This window comes from Collinsella sp. CLA-ER-H2 (assembly GCF_040092405.1).
In the GTDB taxonomy this organism is placed as follows: Bacteria; Actinomycetota; Coriobacteriia; order Coriobacteriales; family Coriobacteriaceae; genus Collinsella.
On the sequence record NZ_JBBNLO010000003.1, the window covers coordinates 35,940 to 58,247 of the forward strand.

Sequence of the window (22,308 nt, forward strand, 5' to 3'; positions counted from 1 at the left end):
GAGGGCATGACTGCCTACCTGGGCCTCTAACTCCACCCCGCCCATCAGTTGCGGTGGAATACGGACTGTTTTGGCTGTCAAAGGCTTTATCTACTCCGTATTCCACCGCAACTTTTTGTGGGCTGAGTAAAAGCCGGGGGAGCGTGTACGGTCGGGTACAGCGCAGTTGCTGATACGATAAGTACGTTAGCAACTGCCGCCGAGCGGCTCAAACGAAAGGAACCCTGTATGGAGTCTTCCGCCTACCCGATGCTCTTTAGCCCGATCAAGGTCGGTACGACCGAGGTCAAGAACCGCGTCTTTATGCCGCCGGTGTCCACGAACCTGGCCGATCATGGCTATGTGACCGACGACTTGGTCGATCATTACCGTGCCCGTGCCAAGGGCGGCGTTGGCCTGATCATCACCGAGGTCGTGACGGTCGAGCCCACCTATACCTATCTGCCGGGTGACATGTGCTGCTACGACGACACGTTTATCCCTGGCTGGGAAAAGCTCGCCGCGGCCGTCCACGAGTATGGCTGCAAGATCATGCCGCAGCTTTTCCACCCCGCCTACATGGCCTTTAACATTCCGGGCACGCCGCGCCTGATCGCTCCGTCCTTTGTGGGCCCGTCCTATGCCCGCGAGGCGCCGCGCCCCATCACGGTCGATGAGATCCACGAGCTCACGCATCAGTTTGGTGACGCTGCTGTGCGCATGCAGAAGGCCGGTGTCGACGGCGTCGAGGTCCATGCGGCACACGCCCACGGCATGCTCGGCGGCTTTTTGACCCCGCTCTATAACAAGCGCACCGACGAGTACGGTGGCTCGCTCGACGCCCGCATGCGCTTCCTGCTCGAGGTCATCGCCGAGATTCGCGAGCGCTGCGGCAAGGACTTTATCATCGACGTCCGTATCTCGGGCGACGAGTACACCGATGGCGGCCTGACCCTCAACGACATGATCTATGTCTCGCGTCGCTTGGAGAAGGCCGGCGTCGACATGATCCACGTGTCGGGCGGCACTACCATCAAGCGCGGCTCCGCCATTCCCGCCGCCGGTACGCAGCAGGCCTCGCACGCCGCCTGCTCGCGCGAGATCAAAAAGCACGTCAACATTCCCGTTGCCACGGTCGGCCGCATTAACGAGGCATGGATCGCCGAGGAACTGATCGAGGACGGCGCCGCCGACATCTGCATGATGGGCCGTGCCAATCTGTGCGATGCCGAGTTCTGCAACAAGGCGGCTGCCGGCAACGCCGACGAGATCCGTCCCTGCATCGGCTGCCTGCGCTGCCTGAACGGCATCATGTTTGGCAAGCGCATCTCCTGCACCGTCAACCCGGACGTGGAGCGCGACGAGGCCGGCTATGAGCCTGCCGCCGAGGCCAAGAACGTGCTCGTTGTGGGCGCCGGTCCTGCGGGCATGGAGGCAGCCTACATTGCCGCCAAGCGCGGCCACAACGTGGTGCTCGTGGATAAGCAGGACGAGCCGGGCGGCGAGATGCGCATCGCGGCCGTTCCGCCGGCAAAGCAGGAGCTCACGCGCGTGATCAAGTATCAGTACCGTCGCCTGGCCGAGGCCGGCGTCACATGCGTCTTTGGTACCGAGCTGACCGCCGAGGACATCCAGCGCGACTACGCGGGTTACGAGGTTGTCCTGGCCTATGGCGCCGAACCCATCGCCCCGGCCTTTATGCAGGGCTTTAAGCAGGTCATGACGGCTGATGACCTGCTGGGCGGCAAGGCTTTCCCGGGCAAGAAGATTGTCATTGTGGGCGGCGGCACCGTTGGCTGCGAGACGGCCGATTACTTGGCCCCGTTGGTCAACGATCTGTCGCCGGCCAACCGCGATGTCACCGTCATCGAGATGACCAAGACGCTCGCCGCTAACGAGGGCGGCGCCGGTCGCGCGGTGCTCATCACGCGCATGCTCTCCAAGGGCGTCCACGTGCTGACCGAGGCTAAGGTGACCGAGATTACCGAGGATACCATCAGCTACGAGAAGGACGGTGAGGTCCACACCATCACCGGTGCCGATACGCTGGTGCTTGCCATGGGCTACCGCCCCAATACCAAGCTGGCCGATGACCTTGCCGCTGCCGGCGTTGCCACCCACGTGCTGGGCGATGCCCAGAAGTGCGGCAACATCCGTGATGCCATCGGCGACGGCTACAAGGTCGCCTGCGAGCTGTAGGCTCTTGGCAAATAGGGGAGCGGCCGCCTTGCGGTGACTCAAGCGATAGCCAATCTAAAAAGGCGCCGCGACACATGGATCGTCGCGGCGCCTTTTGTCTGGCGGTTTGTTGGGGGTCGGTGCGCCCCGTGGGCCTTATTACAGGCTCAAGATCTCCTTGACCTTGGCGATGATGGCCTCGTCGGTGGCGTTGGCAAAGAAGTACTCCTGGAAGTGCTCACCAGCGAGGGCGCCCTTCACCAGATCCTGATCGATCTCGCCCAGGACGTCGACGAGCGGACGCATGGTCACAGCGCGCACGCCGTCGAGGATCTTCTTGTTGCGCTGCTCGGGCTCAACGCGCTCGGCGGGGTAGCCGTTGCCCGAGCCAAAGCCAAAGAGCTTCTCGAAGGTGTACTCGAGGTTGAGCTCCTGGCCCCAGCCGTTCTTGAGGGCGAAGGGCATGGCGACGGCGTTGCCATCGTTGACCTGGGCAAAGGTGTAGGCATCCAGCGGGTCGGCAACATGGCCGCACAGCACGCCGGGGAAGGAGTTGCAGGCGAGCATGGCGCCCTCGCCGGTGCCGCAACCGGTCACGACGTAGTCGGCAGCGCCGGAGTTGAGCAGCACGGCGGCAAGAATGCCGTTCTGCACGTAGGTGAGGGGCTTGGAGTCGGCGTCGGCATACATGCCATAGTTAAAAACGGTGTGCCCCATGGGCTCGACAACCTTCTTAAGGGCAGCCTCGATCATAGGGTTCTTGGAGTTCTGAGAATTCTCATTAATCAGAGCGATCTTCATTTGAGTTAACCTTTCAACTTAATCTTCCAGTTTTTTGTTTCTGTGCGCGGGCGGCGGCAAAGCCAACCCGCGATGAGCTATGCGGGCGGTCGGCAGTTAAGTCTGTCGCGAGTTCCGCACAAACCGAAGCGCCTGTGTTGGCTGGTGCGTGACGGTGGCGAGGGCGCGCGGAGTGCGGCAGATTGGCGTGAAAGAGGAGCGAAGCGTACTTCGGTACGCGAGCGACGGTTTGAGCGCCAAGGTGCCGTGCTCCGCGCGGCCGCAGCCTATTGCGGCTGTTTGCCGATGTAGGCCAGAATGCCGCCGTCCACGTACAGAATGTGCCCGTTGACGAAGTTCGATGCGTCGGAAGCCAGGAACACGGCGGGGCCCTTCAGGTCCTCGGGCGTGCCCCAACGGGCTGCGGGCGTCTTGGCGATGATGAACTGGTCAAACGGGTGACGGCTGCCATCGGGTTGCGTCTCGCGCAGCGGTGCGGTCTGCGGGGTAGCGATGTAGCCCGGCCCAATGCCGTTGCACTGGATATTGGCCTCGCCAAACTCGGAGCAGATGTTCTTGGTGAGCATCTTGAGTCCGCCCTTGGCGGCGGCATAGCCGGCGATGGTCTCGCGGCCGAGCTCGCTCATCATGGAGCAGATGTTGATGATCTTGCCGTGACCCTTGGCGATCATGCCCGGCAGGCAGGCCTTGGACACGATAAACGGCGCATTGAGGTCAATGTCGACGACGCGACGGAAGTCCTCGGCGCTCATGTCGAGCATCGGGGTGCGCTGGATGACGCCGGCGTTGTTGACCAGGATGTCGGGCGTGGTGCCAAAATCGGCTTCGATCTTGGCAACGAGCTCGGCGACGACGGCCTCGTCGGTGACGTCGGCAACATAGCCGTGAGCATCAAAGCCCAGCTCACGGTAGTGCTTCTCGGCTTCGGCAACCTTGTCGGCGTGACGGGCGTTAAAGGCAATCTTGGCGCCTGCCTCTCCGAGCGCCTCGGCAATGGCCATGCCGATGCCATAGGTGGCGCCGGTCACGAGCGCGACCTTGCCGTCCAGGCGGAAGCTGTCCATAAGATCAGACATAGCAATCCTTCCAAAAGAAACGTTCATCTATATAAGTCTTGCTTTTCGTACAAGCTCAGTATATGTGAAGTAGGGTAATAAACCCTCCCATTCTCCGAAAAATAGGTGAACGTTCACTTTTAAAAGGTAAACGGTGAACTCGCCCTGCTGTGCGGACGGCACGATTGTCCTGATCGAGGAGGGCAAGCTCGAGAGACAAGTGAGCATGGGCTGCCCGTTGGCCCCGCGTGTAGTGCTACTTTTCAAATGCGGCGCGCACAAAGTGCCGGGTGAACAACTTGCTGGCGATGCCGGCGACGTTGCCTAAGATCAGCGCCGAGATAGCGGCGGTCACGTCTGGTCACGTCAAAGCCACCTAAGTTGTGCATGGGTGTCAGCGCCCCCATTTCACCGCAACTGTGGGGATGGGGGATGCGCTAGTATTACGTGATGAAAATCGACAAACCGTGGGCTTCATTCGAGGGCTTTATGGAACAGCACCAGCATTATCAGAGCCTGCAAGATCAGGCATACAACGCATTGCGCTCCAAGATCATCTATGCCGAGCTCAAGCCCGGCACGCGCCTTTCGGCGATTGGTCTGGAAAAGGTGACGGGAATCGGGCGCACGCCCATTCGCGAGTCCTTTGTGCGCCTGCGCGAGCAAGAGCTGGTGGAAACGCGTCCCAAAAGCGGCACCTATGTCTCAAAAATCAGCATGGAGCGCGCCGAGAACGCCTGTTTCTTGCGCGAGAAACTCGAGAGAAGTGTGCTCATTAAATGCTGCTCTGCCGCCACGCCCGAGCAAAAGCATCGGCTCGAGCAGATTCTTGCCGAGTCCGAGTCGCTCGACCACAGCGAAACGCGTCGCTTTTTTGATCTGGACAACCTGTTTCATGAGACATGTTTTGAGATTGCCGGCCGCCACATGTTGTGGGATTGGATGAAGAGCGTCAACACGCATTTTGAGCGATACAACTGGTTGCGTATGGTGTCGCAGGATCTGGATTGGGAGCCGATTCGTCGGCAGCATCGCCGGATTCTCGAGGCCATTAAAAAGGGCGATACCGACACGGCGAGCTACCTGGCAGAGACGCACCTGCATCTGATGCCCGAGGAGCAGGGCCCGGTTATCGCCTTGCATCCCGACTACTTTGAGCTGTCCAAAGACTCGGCCATCTAACTCGTTCCCTACATTAGTTGCGGTGAAATAGGGACTGTTTTGCGGCTTTGACGACGTAAGCAGTCCGTATTTCATCGCAAGTGCGGGGGTGCAATCGGGGCATGAAAAGGCTGCGGCGCCGCTTGGAGGAAAAGACCGGAAGCAAGGGTCCATTCCTCCAGACGGCGCCGCAGCTGTTTTGGTGGACTGGATTATGTTGAGTCGGTTGATTGACCGGGAAAGCAAAGCGGCTTGGGGGCGTGTCGCTTCCGTCACGTTCTATCAGCATACAAGACGGTTTCGGTTCTTGTTCGTGACGGAAACGGCGCGCTTCCGAGCCGCTTTAAAAGAAAGGGGGCGAGGTCTAGGACACGCCCCCTTTCACGATAGAGAGCTAAACCTAGCCGCGGACCTTCTTGACGACGTCCATGGCCTCGCGGGCGATCTGCTCGACCTTGGAAAAGTCGCCGTCGGCGAACAGGGCCGGCTTGACCATCCAGGTGCCACCACAGGCGATGATGGCGCTGGAGCTCAGGTACTCCTCGACGTTGGCAGTGTTCACGCCGCCGGTGGGCATAAAGCGATGGCCGACAAACGGAGCAGCGAGGGCCTTGATGGTGTTGAGGCCGCCATACTGAGCCGCGGGGAAGAATTTGGTGACCTTGAGGCCCAGATTCTCGGCAGCAGTGACCTCGGAGGGGGTCACGGTGCCGGGAAGGACGGGCAGGTCGATGTCGATGCAGTGCTTCACGACGTCCTCGTTGTAACCCGGCGAGACGATGAACTTGGCACCGGCGGTGCGGGCCTGCTCAACCTGCTCGACGGTCAGGACAGTGCCGGCGCCGACGCACATCTCGGGCTCGGCCTCGGCCATAGCGGCGATGCACTCGGCGGCGCAGGCAGTGCGGAAGGTGACCTCGGCGGACTTCATGCCGGCTGCCATAAGGGCATGGGCGAGCGGTGCGGCGTCCTCGACCTTATCGAGCACGACGACCGGCACGATGCCCAGGGATTCAAGCGTGGTGTAGAACTGATCGAACATAGTGTTCCTTTCGATGTGAGGCGCGCACGGGCGCGTGATTGCCAAATGTGCTGGTCATGAGCCGGTTTTGGATTGGTTATCGGAGGCACTGCTTGGGGTCCAAGCAATTCCAAAACCGGCTACGCGACCAGTCGTGTAGGGAATGCCGGGCAAAACCGGAATGGGACTGGTAGTTTTGCCCGACCGGAGAAATCGGGGAGCGGGCTGCAGAGGTATGGGTATGGAAAGCTGCAGTCCGCGGAATGGGGAACGAATTAACGGGCGACGCGGGTGCCACCGTCGGCGGCGGATGCCACGGCTGCGATCTCGTCTGCGGTTACCAGGTTGGAATCGCCCTTGATAGTGAGCTTGAGGATCGAGGCCGCGATGGCGTAGTTGACGGCGTCTTGCGGGTCAAAGTCGTTGATGAGGGCATGGACGAGGCCGGCGTTGAAAGCGTCGCCGGCGGCAACGCCCTCGAGCACGTGCACGTCGTGAGCAGGGGAGAACCAGTGCTCGCCGCTCTCGGCGTCAAAGAGCATGCCCATCCAAATGGAGCGCTCGACGCAGGAGATGTTGCGGACGACCGAGGCGACCTTCTTGCAACCGTACTCGGCGCAGATCTGACGGGCCATCTCGACGTAGGTGTCGCGCTCCTCGATGCCGTGGGCAAGGGAGCCGGAGACGCAGGTCATACCGAGGCCGGCAGGAGCGTCCTCGTCGTTGGCAATGCAGATGTCAACGAGCGGCAGGAGTTCCTTCATGGTGGCCTGCGACTTCTCGGGCGACCACATCTTGCCGCGATAGTTCACGTCGCACACGGTGGTGATGCCTTTGGCGCGGCAGGCGGTGAGGGCATCCTTGCAGGCGGCGGCCATCTCGTCGGAGACGGCGGGCGTCACGCCGGAGAAGTAAAAGACATCGACACCCTTGAGGATCTCGTCCCAGTCAAAGACGTCGCGCTTGGCCATGTTGATGGCAGAGTACTTGCGGTCGTAGACGCAGCCGTTGCCGCGCTGCGAGGCGCCGACCTCAAACACATAGGAGCCAAGACGGTCGCCCTGGCGCACGACGCGCGAGGTATCGACGTCGTAGACCTTCAGCGAACGCAGGGCGCACTCGCCCAGACGGTTGGCCGGGACAACGGAGACGTAAGCTGCCTTGTCACCCTGGTAGGCCAGGGAAAGCGCGGTGTTGGCCTCGGCGCCGCCGTAGCGGACATCAAACTCGGTCGCCTGCTCAATGCGCAGATGGTCTTTGGGCGAGAGCCTCATCATGATCTCGCCGAAGGTAAGAACCGTTTTACCCATGGTCGCGCAGCTCCTTCTTGCTCGTGCGTACACCTTTGATATGGCGTTGGCACGGAGGTGCCAAGACGGTAGGGTGCATCTTTGCACCTCCGTGCCAACGCTTGCCGAAATCGGTTTACGAAATCGGTTTCGTTTCGAGTTGTAGTATACTCACCTACAGCGTTTTGCAAGCGAGATTTTTAAAAAAATGCCTAAAATGGCTCAGACTGCCGACAATTGGGAAACGGGGTGCGCTATGGCGCAGATGAGGATTAAGGACATTGCTGCCGAGGCGGGCGTGAGCCCGGCCACGGTCTCGCGCTATCTCAACAACCGCCCCGGGCAGATGACCGAGGAAACCCGTGCTCGCATCGCGGCAGTTATCGAGCGCACCGGCTATCGTCCACGTGCCGCCGCGCGCAATCTGCGCAGCTCGCGTACCAACCTCATCGGCGTGATCTTGGCCGACATTGCTAACCCGTTCTCCAGCGCCATGCTCGAAGGGCTTTCCGCCAGCGCCGCCGCGCGCGGCTGCTCGCTCATGACGGCCATTAGCGGCAACGACCCCGCCAAGGAGGCAGAGTCGCTCACCAGACTTATCGATGCTGGCGTGGACGGCCTGGTCGTCAACACCTGCGGAGGCAATGACGAGGCGATCGCCGCGGCAGCGGGACGTCTGCCCGTCGTGCTGCTCGACCGCGACGTTGCCGACGGCGGTGTCGATCTAGTGACATCTAACAACCGTGAGCTGGTCGCCGGCTTGGTAGACGAGCTCGCCGCCGCTGGCAGCGAGCGCCTGTGCCTGCTCACCGAGGCAAGCGACGACAGCCCCGTGCGTCGCGAGCGTGCCGAGGCCTTTGCCGACGAACTTTCGCGACGCGGCCTTGCGGGTGAGGTCGTCACTCTGGCCGACGGTGGCGCCTCGGGCGTCGGCCGCTTGGACGAGACCATCCGCGGCTATGCAGGCAAAAAGCTCGGCCTCATTGCTGTCAACGGCCTGGTCTTCCTGCGCCTGACCGAGGCGCTGGCGCAGCTTGGTCCCTCGCTGCCGGCGGGGCTCAAAATCGCGACGTTTGACGACTACCCCTGGAACCATGTGCTCTTTGGCGGTGTGACCACGGCAGCGCAAGACACCCTTACCATTGCCGAGCGCGTAGTCGAGCGCCTGTCCGAGCGCATCGACGTCGTTACCACCACCGTGGGCGAGGCCGCAAAGCTGGCGCCCAAACGCATCGAGATCCCCGGCCACATCGAACACCGCGCCTCGACCTCTCGCTAGTCGCTCGTTCGCAACGGCCTGTTCGCGCACGTTTTTTGAGCGCTTGATACGCTTTAACCCTGCGGAAACATTTTTCTGCGATAGTATCTGCGATATAGACCAGTCGAAACCCGCCCGAAAGAAAGGGGAGCGACATGAACCAGCAGAACATCGATTACGTACTCCGCTCTGTAGAGCAGCGTGACATCCGCTTTGTGCGTCTGTGGTTTGTTGACATTCTCGGCCGCCTCAAGAACTTTGCCATTAGCCCCGAGGACCTCGAGGTCGCTTTTGAGGAGGGTATCGGCTTTGACGGCTCGGCCATCGAGGGTTTTGCCACGCCCGAGGAAGCCGACATGCTGGCGTTTCCCGATGCTTCGACCTTCCAGATTCTGCCGTGGCGCCCGAGCCACAACGGCGTCGCCCGTGTGTTCTGCGACGTGTGCACTCCCGATTGCAAGCCCTTTGCCGGCGACCCGCGCGATGCCCTGCGCCGCATGTTCCGCAAGGCCGAGAAGGCTGGCTATCTGCTTAACGTGGGCGCCGAGCTGGAGTATTACTACTTCCCCGACGAGCACACCCCCGAGCCGCTCGACAACGTGGGCTACTTCGATCTTTCGGTGAGCGATGCCGCCCGCGACCTGCGTCGTAACACGGTCCTCACGCTCGAGAAGATGTCCGTGCCCGTGGAGTACACCTTTCACGCCGCCGGCCGCTCGCAGCACGGTATGAGCCTGCGCCACGCCGAGGCCCTTAGCATGTCCGACGCCATCACCACGGCCAAACTCATCATTAAGCAGCAGGCCTACGAGAGCGGTTGCCACGCATCCTTTATGCCCAAGCCGTTGGCGGGTGAGGACGGCAGCGCCATGTTTTTGCATCAGTCGCTGTTCGACCACGACGGCAACAACGTCTTTTGGGGCGAGGACGACGAGAAGTACCATCTCTCCGATATCGCCAAGCACTATATGGCCGGCATCCTGGCGCACGCGCGCGAGATCAGCGCCATCACCAACCCCACGGTCAACTCGTACAAGCGCATCACCACAGGTGGCGACTCCGTGCCGCAGTACGCCACGTGGGGCCTGCGCAACCGCGCGAGCATGGTCCGCATCCCGGTCTACAAGCCCGGCAAGCAGCTGTCCACGCGCATCGAGCTGCGCAGCCCCGATCCCATGGCCAATCCGTACCTGGTCAACGCCGTCACGCTTGCGGCTGGTCTGGACGGCATCGAGCGCAAGCTGGAGCTCCCGCCCGAGGCCACGGCCGAGACGCTCAAGCTTACCGACCGTCAGATGGTCGAGGCCGGCTACACGCCGCTGCCGCGTTCGCTCAAAGAGGCGCTCGACGTGTTTGAGGACTCGCAGTTTATGAAGGATGCCCTCGGCGAGCACATCCACAGCTTCTTCCTCAAAAAGAAGCGCGACGAGTGGCATAAGTTTGAGTCCACGATTACCGAGTGGGAGATCAAGCACTACCTGGCGAACTCCTAATCGCGCTGACTCGTTCCAGTACGATTGAGCTCATTTCCTTGGAGGCCGATATGTCCGAAAAGAGTGCCCTGTTCATGGCGCGCACGACGCGCTTCCACGAGTTTGCCCGCAGCTTGACGACCACCCTGGGTGTCGAGGTGAGCCTGGCAACCCCCGATTCGCCGACTGCGGCGCACGACTTTGACCTGCTGATCCTCGATTCCGATGGCATCCGCAGCGACCGCATCGATCAGATTGCCAAATGGCTCGACGATCGCGGCGGCGTTCCCATGCTGGTGATCGTCGACGACGAGGCGCTCGCTACCTTGCGCCTGCCTAATCACGCGCATGCCGACTTTGTATGCCCCACGGCGACGCCCAACGAGCTTAAGGCTCGAGCGCAGCGTCTGATGGGCGAGGAGGAGACCGTCGCCGCCGACGATGTGCTCAATATCGATAACCTCGAGATTAACCTGGCAACCTACCAGGTGACACTCGATAACGAGCCTATCGACCTGACGCTGATGGAGTACTCGCTGCTGAGCTTTTTGGCAACGCACCCCAACCGCGCCTACAGCCGCGAGGTGCTGCTGCACCGCGTGTGGGGCTTTGAGTACTGCGGCGGCACGCGCACCGTTGACGTGCACATTCGACGTATCCGCTCCAAGGTGGGCCCGCAGATCGCGGCACACATCACCACCGTCCGCGGCGTGGGCTATCTGTTTAAGGACTAGATTTCCGCCACAAAGGGGACACGCACCTTCGTGGTGGTATTGACGCAGGTGCGGGTTCCTTTCGGGCCTGCAACAGAACTTAAGCCTTCCTAAAAGATTGCGTTCTCATACACTTGCGCCCGCATATTGGGGTACAACTCAACGTGAACAATGATGGCCCGCCATATGTTTGGCGGGCCTTTGGTTATTTGACGAAAGGATCGCAGCCATGAGCGAGTACGATTCCCAGCGTCCCCAGGATGCGGGCAACGCCGGCGAGACCCAGCAGCAGCCGCGCGTGCAGGTGGAGTCGACGCCTGCCGGTAGCAACATTCCCTACGTGCAGGCCTACGACACGCAGACCGGCAAGCCGCTGGGCGGTGCGCAGGTCGTGAACAAGCACACAGTGGTCAAGACCAAGACCAAAAAGCTGCCGATTTTTATTACGGCACTCGCCGGCTGTGCCTGCGGCGCCCTGCTGGTCATTGCGCTCATTATGAGCGGTACGCTCAATATCGGTGGCGGCAAGAATGCCGTGACGGCGGGTGCTTCGGGTTCGTCGACGCAAAAGATTACGATCGACTCCGAGGACACCACGCTGGCCGAGGCCGTTTCTGCCAAGGCATTGCCCTCCGTGGTTTCCATTACTGCCACTTCGAGCGGCAGCCAGAATGGCTCGCTTTCGCAGTCTGCCGACGAGTCGGACAGCTCGGGCAGCGTCGGTTCGGGCGTTGTGCTCGATACCGAGGGCCACATCCTCACCAACAACCACGTGGTCGATGGTTACGACCAGTACGTGGTGACCATGGACGACGGCACCACCTATGAGGCCGAGTTCGTGGGCAACGACGCCTCGAGCGACCTGGCCGTCATCAAGCTCAAGGACGCCGACGCCTCCAAGCTCACGCCGATTGAGATCGGCGACTCCTCCAAGCTCAACGTTGGCGAGTGGGTTATGGCAATCGGCTCGCCGTTCGGCAACGAGCAGTCTGTCTCCACGGGCATTGTGTCGGCGCTGTATCGCTCCACGGCCATGAGCTCTACCAGCGGTAACACTATCTACGCCAACATGATCCAGACCGATGCCGCCATCAACCCGGGCAATTCCGGTGGCGCGCTCGTCAACGACAACGGCGAGCTCGTGGGTATCAACTCGCTTATCGAGAGCTATTCGGGCTCCAGCTCGGGCGTGGGCTTTGCCATTCCGGTTAACTACGCCAAGAACATTGCCGACCAGATTATCGACGGCAAGACACCGGTGCATCCGTACATGGGCGCTACGCTTTCGAGCGTCAATGCGCTTAACGCTCGCACCAACAAGCTGAGCACCGATAGTGGTGCGTACGTGGAGAGCGTCGCCGAGGACGGTCCCGCCGCCAAGGCCGGCATCCAAGAGGGCGATGTCATTACCAAGCTGGGCGACGACGAGATTACGAGCGCCGATGGCCTGATCATCGCGCTGCGCAGCCACGAGGTGGGCGAGAAGGTCGAGATCACGCTCATGCGCGGCAAGGAAGAGAAGAAGGTCACCGTCGAGCTGGGCTCCGATGAGGAGTTGCAGAACCAGCAGCAGGACGACAGTTCGACCGACACCGGCAACGGCGGTATTACCGACGAGCAGCTGCGCCAGTACCTGGAGGAGCTGCTGGGCCAGCAGGGCCAGGGTCAAGGCTACGGCCAAGGCTACTAACGAGCCATTTCGCACATACTGATGCCAGAGGGGCTGTCCCGCCATGCACGGGACAGCTCCTCTTTTCTTATTGATCCGTTGGGGACGGAGGAAAACGGATCACTTGTGGCTGGCAAGAGGCCTGGTTCGTAATGGTCTGGACAGTTAGTTCAGATACGTATAAATCTGGGGCAGCTTGGGATGCGTTTTGAGCAATTATTGATTGGGATGGGGCTCGGATGGGTGTTTGGAAGGGAGAGTGGGACGTTTACATGGTCTCGAGGAGTCAAAATTAGTCGAAACAGAGGTGTTCGTGCCTGATTCAGTTCTAGGATTTATACGTATCTGAACTAACTGTCCACCCCAGTCTGGCGGCTGCCGATTCGGTGCGGTTCGAAAGGGTTATTCGGCCCCATCGTGACCGGTGGTACTCTAGTATCCGTTTGAAATCGAGCGAAGGAGTGCCGCTATGGAGCAATCGAGCCTGTTTGGTGACGGCGTGGACATCGATACCGAAACGCCCGCGAGCACGGATACCGCTACACCGACCGACGCCCATGCCCAGGCGGCAGCGCGCGCGGCCGAGCTGCGCCACGAGCTCGATTACCACGCCTATCGCTACTACATGCTCGATGCACCCGAGATCACGGACGCCGCCTTCGACAAAATGCTCGTTGAGCTGCAGGAGCTCGAGGCGGCCTATCCCGACCTGGTGACGCCCGACAGCTATACCCAGCGCGTGGGCGGCTACGTGAGCGAGCAGTTTACGCCGGTAACGCACATGGCACGCATGTATTCCATGGACGATGCCATGGACGTGGACGAGCTCGACGCGTGGCTCCAACGCACCGAGGATGCGCTCGGCGCCGGTAGCGTCACCTATACCTGCGAGCTCAAGATCGACGGCCTGGGCGTGGCCCTTACCTACCAAAACGGCACCTTCGTACGTGCAGCTACACGCGGCGATGGCACCACGGGCGAGGACGTGTCGCTCAACGTGCGCACCATCAAGGATGTTCCCATGCACCTGTCCGAGCCGGCGCTTGTCCACATGGGTGCCGACCGCGAGCGCACCATTGAGGTGCGCGGCGAGGTCTATATGCCCAAGGGCAGCTTTGTTCGTCTGAATGAAGAGGCCGATGCCGAGGGCCGCGACCCCTTCGCCAACCCGCGCAACGCCGCCGCCGGCAGCCTGCGCCAAAAGGATCCCAAGGTCACGGCGCGCCGCGACCTGGCCACCTTTATCTATGCCATCGCCGATACCGACCCGCTGCACGTCCACAGCCAGCGCGAGTTCCTCGATTGGCTGCGCAGTGCCGGCTTTAGCGTCAACCCCAACGTGGCACGTTGCGCCACGCCGGCCGAGGTCCACGAGTTCTGCGCCCAGGCGCTCGAGCACCGCGGTGACCTCGATTACGACATCGACGGCGTGGTCGTAAAGGTCGATAGCTTTCAGCAGCAGCTCGACCTGGGCTTTACCGCCCGCGCGCCGCGCTGGGCCATTGCCTTTAAGTTCCCGCCCGAGGAAAAGCAGACCGTCCTGCGCGAAATTCGCATCCAGGTGGGCCGCACCGGTGTGCTCACACCGGTCGCCGAGTTCGACCCGGTGACGGTCGCCGGCTCCACCATCGCGCGCGCCACGCTGCATAACATCGACGAGATCCGTCGCAAAAACGTGCGCGAGGGCGATACCATCATCGTGCACAAGGCAGGCGACGTAATCCCGGAGGTCGTGGGCCCGGTCCTCGACAAGCGCCCGGCCGATTCGGTCGACTGGCACATGCCCGAGGTCTGCCCCGTGTGCGGCAGCCCCGTGGTCCACGAGGATGGCGAGGTGGCCTACCGCTGCGTGTCCATCGACTGCCCCGCGCAGCTCAAGGAGCGCCTGCTCCACTGGGTGAGCCGCGGCTGCATGGACGTCGACGGCCTGGGCGACGAGATCGTCGACAAGATGATCGCCGCCGGCCTGATCCACGATGTCGCGGACTTCTACCAGCTCACGGTCGACGACATCGCAGGCCTGGACACGGGGCGCACCTATGCCAGCTCCAACAGCAAAAAGGGCGTCAAGAAGGGCGATCCCATTCCGGTGGGTCTCAAGACGGCCGAGAAAATCATCGCCGAGCTCAACAAGTCCAAGAGTCAGCCGCTCGGCCGCGTGCTGTTTGCCCTGGGCATCCGCCACGTAGGTAAGAGCGTGGGCGAGGTCATTGCCGAGCGATTCCTGTCGATTGACAAGCTCATCTTGGCGAGCGAAGAGGACATCGCCGAGTGCGAGGGCATCGGTCCCAAGATTGCGGCGAGCGTCAAGCAGTTCCTGGCCGTGCCCGAAAACCTTGCCGTGCTGGAGCGCCTGCGTCAGGCGGGCCTGTCGCTCGAGGTCGACCTGGGTGCCGCACACGCGCAAGCCGCAGCCGATGCCGGCGTGGCAGGCGAGCTCGCCGACGCACAGCCACTCGCGGGTCTGACCTTCGTGCTCACCGGCACGCTCGTCAACCGTACGCGCGACGAGGCGGGCGCGGCGCTCAAGGTGCTCGGCGCCAAGGTTTCGGGCAGTGTGTCAAAGAAGACGAGCTATCTGGTCGCCGGCCCCAAAGCGGGCTCCAAGCTCACCAAGGCCGAGCAGCTGGGCGTGCCCGTGCTGGATGAGGACGCACTCGAGCAGATCCTGGCGACCGGTGAGGTGCCGGAGGCGTAATGGATATCGAGAATCGCAATTGCTCGCAGGCGGAAGGGCGCGCGAGGCATTCCCAAGTGCAGGCAAAAGAGCGCTTAATGATGCGAATTTGCGTTGCCGAGCGCGAGCGCGCGGCGGGTGCATCTCGCGATGCCTTTGAGGCGTTGACCGAGTTAGAGGCGAGGCTCGGTCTAGCCTAGAGAGACCGGCACCGTGATCTGCGTCACGTAGGTTGCTGGGTCGTCGCTGATGATGTCGTCGATCAGGGCGATTTTGCGTCGCCCCGCTACGCTACCAGTTTGTCAAAAGCCCCACGGCGGTTGAGCATGGTAAATGCAATCACGCAGATGACCGCCGACAGAATCGATCCGCACGGCGAGGCGATGCCCATGGGAAACAGCGTGTCGGAATAGGCATTCGACAGCAGCCATGCGCCGGGCACGCGAATGAGCGCCACGGCCAGCACGTTGTGCGCAAAGCCGATGTAGCTCTTGCCGTATGCAGCGAAAAAGCCGCTAAAGCAAATGTGGATGCCGGCAAAAATCGCGTCGAAAATATAACTGTGCATATAGCCAGTACCGGCGGCGACCACCGCGGGGTCCTTGGCAAAAAAGCCGATAAACGCCGGTGCCACCAGCCACATCAGCACCGTGATTAGGCAACCGTACACCACCGAGATGGTCATGGCATCCTTGAGCACCTGACGCGCGCGGTCGCCCTTGCCCGCGCCGGCGTTTTGCGCCGTGAGCGCGCTGACGGTAGCGCCCATGGAACTCGGCACGATAAACAAAAAGCTGATCATCTTCTCGACCAAGCCCACGGCGGCGGCATCAACCAGGCCGCGGTGGTTGGCGATGACGGTGATAAACATAAACGCCACCTGGATGCAGCCGTCCTGCACAGCCACGGGCACGCCGATTTTAAGAATGCTGCCGAGCACCTCGGGCTGGGGGCGCAGGTCGCTGCGTTTGAGGTGAATGTGCGTACGGCGGCTCTTGAGCCACACGAGCGCGAGGGCAACGCTGGCCGTCTGCGCGGTCACCGTACCGAGCGCCGCGCCTACGGGGCCGAGCCCCATGTGGCCGATAAACAGAAAGTCGAGCGCGATGTTGATGATGCATGCCACGCCAATCACGTACATGGGCGAGCGCGAATCGCCTAGGCCGCGAAAGATGGCCGAGAGGATGTTGTACGCGGCGATAAAGGGAATGCCCATAAAGCAGATACGCAGGTAGGCGGCGGTTCCTTCGACCGCCTCGGCCGGCGTGCCAATGAGCGCCACGATCTGCGGGCACAGTGCGAGCAAGATAGCGGCCAGCACCACCGAGACACCCATAAAGAGCGTGATGGTGTTGCCGATGGCGGTCTCGGCGCGGTCAAACCGACGCGAACCCACGGCGTGGCCGACGATAACTGTCGTTCCCATGGCCAGGCCCACGAGCGTTACGGTAATGATATAGAGCGTCTGCGCGCCATTGCCCACGGCGGTGATGCCGGCGGCGCCGCTAAACTGCCCCATCATGTACAGGTCGGCCATGCCGTAGAGCATCTGTAAAAAGTACGAGAGCATATAGGGCAGGGTAAAGACCGCGATGGTCTTGAGGACATTGCCGCGTGTGAGGTCGTGTTCCATGGGCGGGGCTTTCTGGCTGGGTTCGTTTTGCTACCAGTGTAGTGAAAACCCTACAACGATTGTTGAGTCAAGGTTTATGTTGGCAGCGGGGCGAAAAAAGTCGCGCTCGCGTTCATTTCCAATTGAATACAGAGATGCACCTTGCGAGCTTAGCGCCTGCACTAGCCTTGCAGAAATCGATTTCGGAACACTTGACACCGCCGCACGGCGCGCCATAATACGTGGGTTTGCGAACAACGTTTGATGGGGGATGAACCTGCGTGCGCAATCTCAAGATTTTGTTTTCCTATCTGGGGGCATACCGCCGCGACGCCATGCTCGGCGTGTTCTTTGTGACTGCCGAGACGGCGCTCGAGCTGTTTATCCCGGTCATCATGGCAAATATCATCGATGTGGGCGTGCCCGCGGGCGACATCAACTACATGCTGTTGCAGGGCACGTATATGCTGGTATGCGCCGCATGTTCGCTGGTACTTGGCTTGGGTTATGCACGCACGTCCGCCCGCGTTGCCTCGGGGCTGGGCGCTAACCTGCGCGAGGCCGAGTATCGCAAGATCCAGACGCTCGCTTTTGGCAATCTGGACAACTACGACGCCAGCTCGCTTGTCACTCGCATGACCACCGACATCACCGTGATTCAAAACGCCGTAGGTAACGGCTTCCGCCCCATGGTGCGCGGGCCGGTAAATCTGGTCATGGGCCTCGTCTACGCTTTTGTGCTCTCGCGCGAGCTCGCGGCGGTCTTTGCCGTCATTCTGCCGATGCTCGCCATCGTGCTCGGTATCATTACCGTGCGCGTGAGCCCGCTCTACCGCCAACTCCAGACCTCGATGGACCACCTCAACGGCGTGGTGCAAGAGGACCTTACCGCCGTGCGCGCCGTGAAGGCTTACGTGCGCGCCGAGCACGAGTGCGACAAGTTCGACACCGTCAATACCGAGCTCGCTGGCACGGCGACCAAGACCTTTGGCACCGCTGTGCTCAACCTGCCGGTGTTCCAACTCTCGATGTACGTGGCTGCGCTCTCGATCTTGTGGATTGGCGGCCGCATGATCATCGAAGGCCGCTTGGGCGTGGGCTCGCTCACGGGCTTTATGAGCTACGTGCTGCTGATTATGAACTCGCTCATGATGATTTCCAACGTGTTTTTGCTGCTCACGCGCGCTCTCACGAGTGTGGGCCGTATCGCAGAGGTGCTCGATGAGGAGCCCTTTATCGCCAACCCTGCGGGAGACCTCGCGACTGCGGAGCCAGCGGACGGCAGTATCGAGTTTCGCGACGTTTCCTTTAAATACCGCGCGGATGCAGCCGAGGATGTGCTCGAGCATATCGACCTTCGCATCGAGAGCGGCTCGACGGTGGGCATCCTCGGCGGCACGGGCTCGGGCAAGAGCTCGCTTGTGCAGCTGATTGCGCGCTTGTACGACGCCACCGAGGGCGCCGTGCTTGTGGGCGGACACGATGTGAGCGACTACGACCTCGCGACCCTACGCGATGCCGTGGGCATTGTGTTGCAAAAGAATGTGCTGTTCACGGGCACCGTGCGCGAGAACCTGCAGTGGGGCAATCCGCAGGCGTCGGACGATGAGCTCCTCGCGGCTTGCCGCGCGGCGTGCGTGGACGAGTTCCTTGATCGCATCGGCGGGTTGGACGGCGAGTTGGGCCAAGGCGGCGCCGGTGTTTCGGGTGGCCAGAAGCAACGCCTGTGCATCGCGCGCACGCTGCTCAAGCATCCGCGCGTGCTCATTTTTGATGACTCCACCAGCGCGGTCGATATGGCGACCGACGCTAAGATTCGCGAGCACATCGCGCAGATTCCCGATACGACCGTGCTCATCATCGCCCAGCGCATCGCGAGCGTCATGGATGCCGATCGCATTGTGGTGTTGGACGACGGTCGTGTCCACGGCGTGGGCACGCACGAGGAACTGCTGGCGGATGACAACATCTACCAGGAGATTTACGCCTCGCAGATGGAGTTTACGGGGAACGCGGACGCCAGCGACGATGGCTGCGCGAATGATCCGTTTTCCTCCGTTCCCAGCGGATCGCCCTTGGAAGGGGGTGAGCGCCATGCCTAAGACCGCAGCCCAAGCACGCCCGGCCGACCTCAAGCGCACGGTGCGCCGCCTGCTCTCCTACATGGGGCATGCCAAGTTCTCGTTGCTCGCGGTGGGCGTGCTCGCCTCCGTCGCCGCCATCGCGAGCCTCGCCGGCACCTACATGGTGCGCCCCATCGTTAACGGTTTGGCCACGGGCGGGGAGGAACTGCTCGCCAAACAGGTCATCCTGACGGCGATCATCTACGCCGCGGGCGTGCTCTCGGCCCTGGGCTACTCACAGATCATGGTGCGCGCGGCCCAACGCGTGGTGTCCGATATTCGCCGCGACCTGTTCGCGCACATCCAGACGCTGCCGCTCAGTTATTTTGACAGCACGCGCTCGGGCGACATCATGAGCTTTTTCACCAACGACGTTGACACCGTCTCCGAGGCGCTCAACAACAGCTTTGCCAACGTGATTCAGGCCGCCATTCAGGTTGTGGGCACCACGGCCATGCTCATCATCCTTAACTGGCAGCTCACGATTATCACGCTCGTGTGCGATGCGGCCATTGTGCTGTATGCGCGCTACTCGGGCGCGCGCTCTAAGCGCTTCTTTGCCGCCCAGCAGGCATCGCTTGGCGACCTGGACGGATATATCGAAGAGATGGTCTCGGGCCAAAAGGTCATCAAGGTCTTTAATCACGAGGCGGCGAATGTCGCCGGTTTCACCTGCCGCAACGACGAGCTTCGCCGCACCGGCACCGCCGCTGTGAGCTATGCCAACTCCATGGTGCCCATGACCGTCGTGATTGGCTACGTCAATTATGCGATCGTTGCGGTGGCAGGCGGCATACTCTGCATCAAGGGGCTCGTCGACGTGGGCGCGCTTGCAAGTTACCTGGTCTTTGTACGCCAGGCTGCCATGCCCATCAACCAGTTCACGCAGCTGGGCAACTTCTTGCTCAACGCGTTGGCCGGTGCCGAGCGCCTGTTTGCTGCCATGGATCTTAAGCCCGAGGTTGACGAGGGCTGCGTGGAGCTGGTGCAGACGGGCGATGCCGCGTGGGCGTGGAAGATTCCCGAGGGCCAGGGCGTGGGCTCGTACGGGCACCTGCATGATGTGGCTGCCGTTGATGGGTCGGGCCGCGCGGTGGCTGCCGACGGTACCGAGCTCACGTGCGGCTTGGTCCCGCTTGCCGGCGACGTGCGCTTCCATGCCGTGGACTTTTCCTACGTGCCGGGCACCCGTGTGCTCACGGACCTCAACCTGTTTGCCAAGCCGGGGCAAAAGATCGCGTTTGTGGGCTCGACGGGCGCCGGAAAGACGACCATCACTAACCTCATCAACCGCTTCTACGAGGTCGATGACGGCGAGATCACGTACGACGGCATCGACGTCAAGCACATCGCCAAGGCTAGCCTGCGCGGGTCGCTCGGCATTGTGCTGCAGGATACGCACCTGTTTAGCGGCACCATTGCGCAGAACATTCGCTTTGGCAAGCTCGACGCGACCGACGAGGAAGTGCGCGCCGCCGCCGAGGCCGCCTGCGCCGACTCGTTTATTCGCCGCCTGCCGCAAGGCTACGACACGCCGGTCACGGCCGACGGTGCCAACCTGTCGCAGGGCCAGCGCCAGCTGCTCGCCATCGCGCGCGTGGCCGTTGCCGATCCGCCGGTACTCATCCTGGACGAGGCCACAAGCTCCATCGACACGCGCACCGAAAAGCTCATCGAGCGCGGCATGGACCGCATCATGCGCGGCCGCACCACGTTTATGATCGCGCACCGCCTGTCCACCGTCCGCGACGCCGACGCGATCATGGTCCTCGAGCACGGTCGCATCATCGAACGCGGCACCCACGAGGAGCTCCTAGCCCAACACGGCGAGTACTGGCAGTTGGCGCATGGCTTAAAGGAGCTGGATTAACCCGTTTGAGCACGGTGCTTTGGCTCTCCATGCTCCTCACCCCGCTTCAAACCGTCCCAACATTCGACGTTTTTCTCGATTTTGAGAAAAAGCATCGAATGCTGGGACGGTTTTTCTGTCATCCGATCAGGTGGAATCGCTAACTTGCATGCGAAGGTGTGCGAATCCGCGAGCAGGGGAATAAGGTTGGTTATCCGACCCATTGGAGGGCTCATGGACCTGCCGATCGTCCTGTCCCATAAGACTGCCTGGCTGTACCACAACGTGGCGCGACCGTCCGAGCCGCTCTCGCGAGCAAGCAGTCTATACGATGAGGACTCGATTGCCGGCGAAGCGGAGCCGACTGCGGGCCTGCCCAAATTGGGACTCGATGCCAAGGGGCTGAGAATATCTGCGGCGGTCGGGATCGTTACCGACTACCTGGTCTCACTTGGCATTCCGCATGAGGAGCTCGATCGTATCGACACGCTGGTCAGCTTCGATTTTGAACGCTCTCGGCCGGCGGGTCTCCGACGCCATGTGTTTGGGGCGCCCATACCCTCGGATCATCTTATCGAGGTAGCAGAAGGCCTTCTGGTGGTTGATGAGGCCATGTGCTTCGTACAGGCGGGTTCGTGGATGAGTGAACCCGAACAGCTGGAATATGGGTATGAAATCTGCGCCCGATACCATTTGAATCATCTGGCGACAGGCGATTATATCGAGATGGGGCAGAGGTATACCGTTGCCGACTTGGTCGCCTATTGCGATGAGAACCGATCTCGTCAGGGGGCTACACGTGCGACTGCCGTGCTCAAACGCGTGCACGATGGCGCGCGGTCGCCCATGGAGACTGCCACCGCAATCATGGTCGTCGCGAAACGTTCCCAGGGAGGGCTCGGGTATACCAGGGTCGAGCTCAACCATCGGGTCGATGTCCCCAACGAGTTCAAATATCTCGCTAAGGCCGGGTATTTCGAGATTGATGTATATGCACCTGCGAGCGATACGGGTGTCGAATACAACGGCTCGGACCATCTCGATAAACAGCGCAGTGCATCGGACGCGGAGCGTATGACCGTGCTGAGCGCGCTGGGCTTTAGGATGATCGTCCTCACCGGGACTCAGTTTGCCAACCGGCTGCAATTGCATCGGGCGATGAACGCCATCGCGCTCGCTATGGGCCTCAAGTGCGACCGAAGCGAGGCGTTCCAGAAACGGCAGAATGACCTGCGGGAATTCGTGATTCGGCACTGGAACGGCGGCCTCTAGGGGTGTCTAGCTCGTCTTTCGAGCTCTGCGAACACCTAAACCGTCCCAACATTCGACGTTTTTTGCCAATATCGGGAAAAGTATCGAATGTTGGGACGGTTTGAATGCTGAGGATGGGCTCGGGAAGTCCATCTTGCTCGAATGGCCTGTCCTGTCGTACGCGTGTCGACCCGGTTCCC

The 22,308-nt window shown here is 61.4% G+C and carries 16 protein-coding genes; 11 read left to right on the forward strand and 5 right to left on the reverse strand.

Annotated elements, in window-relative coordinates:
- The first annotated feature begins 228 nt into the window (after positions 1-228).
- Positions 229-2,178: an NAD(P)/FAD-dependent oxidoreductase gene (locus AAAX59_RS01520; protein ID WP_349070197.1), complete on the forward strand. Its 1,950-nt coding sequence runs from the start codon at positions 229-231 to the stop codon at positions 2,176-2,178.
- Positions 2,179-2,316: 138 nt separating this feature from the next.
- Here AAAX59_RS01520 and AAAX59_RS01525 read toward each other — a convergent pair whose 3' ends face one another.
- Entirely contained in the window at positions 2,317-2,958 is a 642-nt protein-coding gene (locus AAAX59_RS01525; protein WP_161155664.1) for an RpiB/LacA/LacB family sugar-phosphate isomerase, read from the reverse strand.
- Between the two features lie 266 nt (positions 2,959-3,224).
- Positions 3,225-4,034, reverse strand: a complete 810-nt coding sequence (locus AAAX59_RS01530) for a gluconate 5-dehydrogenase (RefSeq protein ID WP_273375631.1) — start codon at positions 4,032-4,034, stop codon at positions 3,225-3,227.
- Positions 4,035-4,463: 429 nt separating this feature from the next.
- Between AAAX59_RS01530 and AAAX59_RS01535 the strand changes: the two genes are divergently transcribed.
- Positions 4,464-5,195: a GntR family transcriptional regulator gene (locus AAAX59_RS01535; RefSeq protein ID WP_349070198.1), complete on the forward strand. Its 732-nt coding sequence runs from the start codon at positions 4,464-4,466 to the stop codon at positions 5,193-5,195.
- A 379-nt stretch (positions 5,196-5,574) separates the two neighbouring features.
- Here AAAX59_RS01535 and eda read toward each other — a convergent pair whose 3' ends face one another.
- Positions 5,575-6,216, reverse strand: a complete 642-nt coding sequence (gene eda, locus AAAX59_RS01540) for a bifunctional 4-hydroxy-2-oxoglutarate aldolase/2-dehydro-3-deoxy-phosphogluconate aldolase (protein WP_117855327.1) — start codon at positions 6,214-6,216, stop codon at positions 5,575-5,577.
- Between the two features lie 254 nt (positions 6,217-6,470).
- Positions 6,471-7,505: a sugar kinase gene (locus tag AAAX59_RS01545; protein WP_195644606.1), complete on the reverse strand. Its 1,035-nt coding sequence runs from the start codon at positions 7,503-7,505 to the stop codon at positions 6,471-6,473.
- Between the two features lie 235 nt (positions 7,506-7,740).
- On the opposite strand from AAAX59_RS01545, the gene AAAX59_RS01550 reads away from it, so the two are divergent.
- The 6 genes from AAAX59_RS01550 to AAAX59_RS01575 all read left to right on the forward strand — a co-directional run bounded on the left by AAAX59_RS01550 (position 7,741) and on the right by AAAX59_RS01575 (position 15,473).
- Positions 7,741-8,763 (forward strand): LacI family DNA-binding transcriptional regulator, encoded by a 1,023-nt coding sequence (locus AAAX59_RS01550; protein WP_349070200.1) that lies wholly within the window; start codon positions 7,741-7,743, stop codon positions 8,761-8,763.
- 134 nt (positions 8,764-8,897) lie between these two features.
- Complete coding sequence (locus AAAX59_RS01555) at positions 8,898-10,235, forward strand: glutamine synthetase family protein (RefSeq protein WP_349070202.1); 1,338 nt, start codon at positions 8,898-8,900, stop codon at positions 10,233-10,235.
- A gap of 50 nt (positions 10,236-10,285) precedes the next feature.
- Entirely contained in the window at positions 10,286-10,948 is a 663-nt protein-coding gene (locus AAAX59_RS01560; protein WP_349070204.1) for a response regulator transcription factor, read from the forward strand.
- Between the two features lie 208 nt (positions 10,949-11,156).
- A complete protein-coding gene (locus AAAX59_RS01565; protein ID WP_349070206.1) occupies positions 11,157-12,617 on the forward strand; it encodes a trypsin-like peptidase domain-containing protein in 1,461 nt (486 codons plus the stop codon).
- Positions 12,618-13,065: 448 nt separating this feature from the next.
- Positions 13,066-15,294, forward strand: coding sequence for an NAD-dependent DNA ligase LigA (ligA, locus tag AAAX59_RS01570; protein WP_349070207.1), 2,229 nt, complete (start codon positions 13,066-13,068; stop codon positions 15,292-15,294).
- Positions 15,294-15,473 carry a hypothetical protein gene (locus tag AAAX59_RS01575; RefSeq protein WP_118270446.1) on the forward strand — a complete coding sequence of 60 codons (180 nt, stop codon included), beginning with the start codon at positions 15,294-15,296 and terminating at the stop codon, positions 15,471-15,473. Before ligA ends, AAAX59_RS01575 begins: the two co-directional genes overlap by 1 nt.
- Before the next feature lie 86 nt (positions 15,474-15,559).
- Here the strand turns inward: AAAX59_RS01575 and AAAX59_RS01580 are convergent, their stop codons facing one another.
- Entirely contained in the window at positions 15,560-16,906 is a 1,347-nt protein-coding gene (locus AAAX59_RS01580; RefSeq protein WP_349070208.1) for an MATE family efflux transporter, read from the reverse strand.
- Between the two features lie 260 nt (positions 16,907-17,166).
- Between AAAX59_RS01580 and AAAX59_RS01585 the strand changes: the two genes are divergently transcribed.
- From AAAX59_RS01585 to AAAX59_RS01595, 3 genes are all read left to right on the forward strand, one after another.
- Positions 17,167-18,987 carry an ABC transporter ATP-binding protein gene (locus AAAX59_RS01585; protein ID WP_349070210.1) on the forward strand — a complete coding sequence of 607 codons (1,821 nt, stop codon included), beginning with the start codon at positions 17,167-17,169 and terminating at the stop codon, positions 18,985-18,987.
- A complete protein-coding gene (locus AAAX59_RS01590) occupies positions 18,980-20,878 on the forward strand; it encodes an ABC transporter ATP-binding protein (RefSeq protein ID WP_349070211.1) in 1,899 nt (632 codons plus the stop codon). The genes AAAX59_RS01585 and AAAX59_RS01590 overlap by 8 nt, the downstream gene beginning before the upstream one ends.
- A gap of 213 nt (positions 20,879-21,091) precedes the next feature.
- Positions 21,092-22,129, forward strand: a complete 1,038-nt coding sequence (locus AAAX59_RS01595) for a hypothetical protein (protein WP_349070212.1) — start codon at positions 21,092-21,094, stop codon at positions 22,127-22,129.
- Positions 22,130-22,308 lie beyond the last annotated feature (179 nt).

Coding starts and splice junctions, on each gene's coding strand:
- AAAX59_RS01520 (WP_349070197.1), top strand. CDS start 229: ATGGAGTCTTCCGCCTACCCGATGCTCTTTAGCCCGATCAAGGTCGGT.
- AAAX59_RS01525 (WP_161155664.1), bottom strand. CDS start 2,958: ATGAAGATCGCTCTGATTAATGAGAATTCTCAGAACTCCAAGAACCCT.
- AAAX59_RS01530 (WP_273375631.1), bottom strand. CDS start 4,034: ATGTCTGATCTTATGGACAGCTTCCGCCTGGACGGCAAGGTCGCGCTC.
- AAAX59_RS01535 (WP_349070198.1), top strand. CDS start 4,464: ATGAAAATCGACAAACCGTGGGCTTCATTCGAGGGCTTTATGGAACAG.
- eda (WP_117855327.1), bottom strand. CDS start 6,216: ATGTTCGATCAGTTCTACACCACGCTTGAATCCCTGGGCATCGTGCCG.
- AAAX59_RS01545 (WP_195644606.1), bottom strand. CDS start 7,505: ATGGGTAAAACGGTTCTTACCTTCGGCGAGATCATGATGAGGCTCTCG.
- AAAX59_RS01550 (WP_349070200.1), top strand. CDS start 7,741: ATGGCGCAGATGAGGATTAAGGACATTGCTGCCGAGGCGGGCGTGAGC.
- AAAX59_RS01555 (WP_349070202.1), top strand. CDS start 8,898: ATGAACCAGCAGAACATCGATTACGTACTCCGCTCTGTAGAGCAGCGT.
- AAAX59_RS01560 (WP_349070204.1), top strand. CDS start 10,286: ATGTCCGAAAAGAGTGCCCTGTTCATGGCGCGCACGACGCGCTTCCAC.
- AAAX59_RS01565 (WP_349070206.1), top strand. CDS start 11,157: ATGAGCGAGTACGATTCCCAGCGTCCCCAGGATGCGGGCAACGCCGGC.
- ligA (WP_349070207.1), top strand. CDS start 13,066: ATGGAGCAATCGAGCCTGTTTGGTGACGGCGTGGACATCGATACCGAA.
- AAAX59_RS01575 (WP_118270446.1), top strand. CDS start 15,294: ATGGATATCGAGAATCGCAATTGCTCGCAGGCGGAAGGGCGCGCGAGG.
- AAAX59_RS01580 (WP_349070208.1), bottom strand. CDS start 16,906: ATGGAACACGACCTCACACGCGGCAATGTCCTCAAGACCATCGCGGTC.
- AAAX59_RS01590 (WP_349070211.1), top strand. CDS start 18,980: ATGCCTAAGACCGCAGCCCAAGCACGCCCGGCCGACCTCAAGCGCACG.
- AAAX59_RS01595 (WP_349070212.1), top strand. CDS start 21,092: ATGGACCTGCCGATCGTCCTGTCCCATAAGACTGCCTGGCTGTACCAC.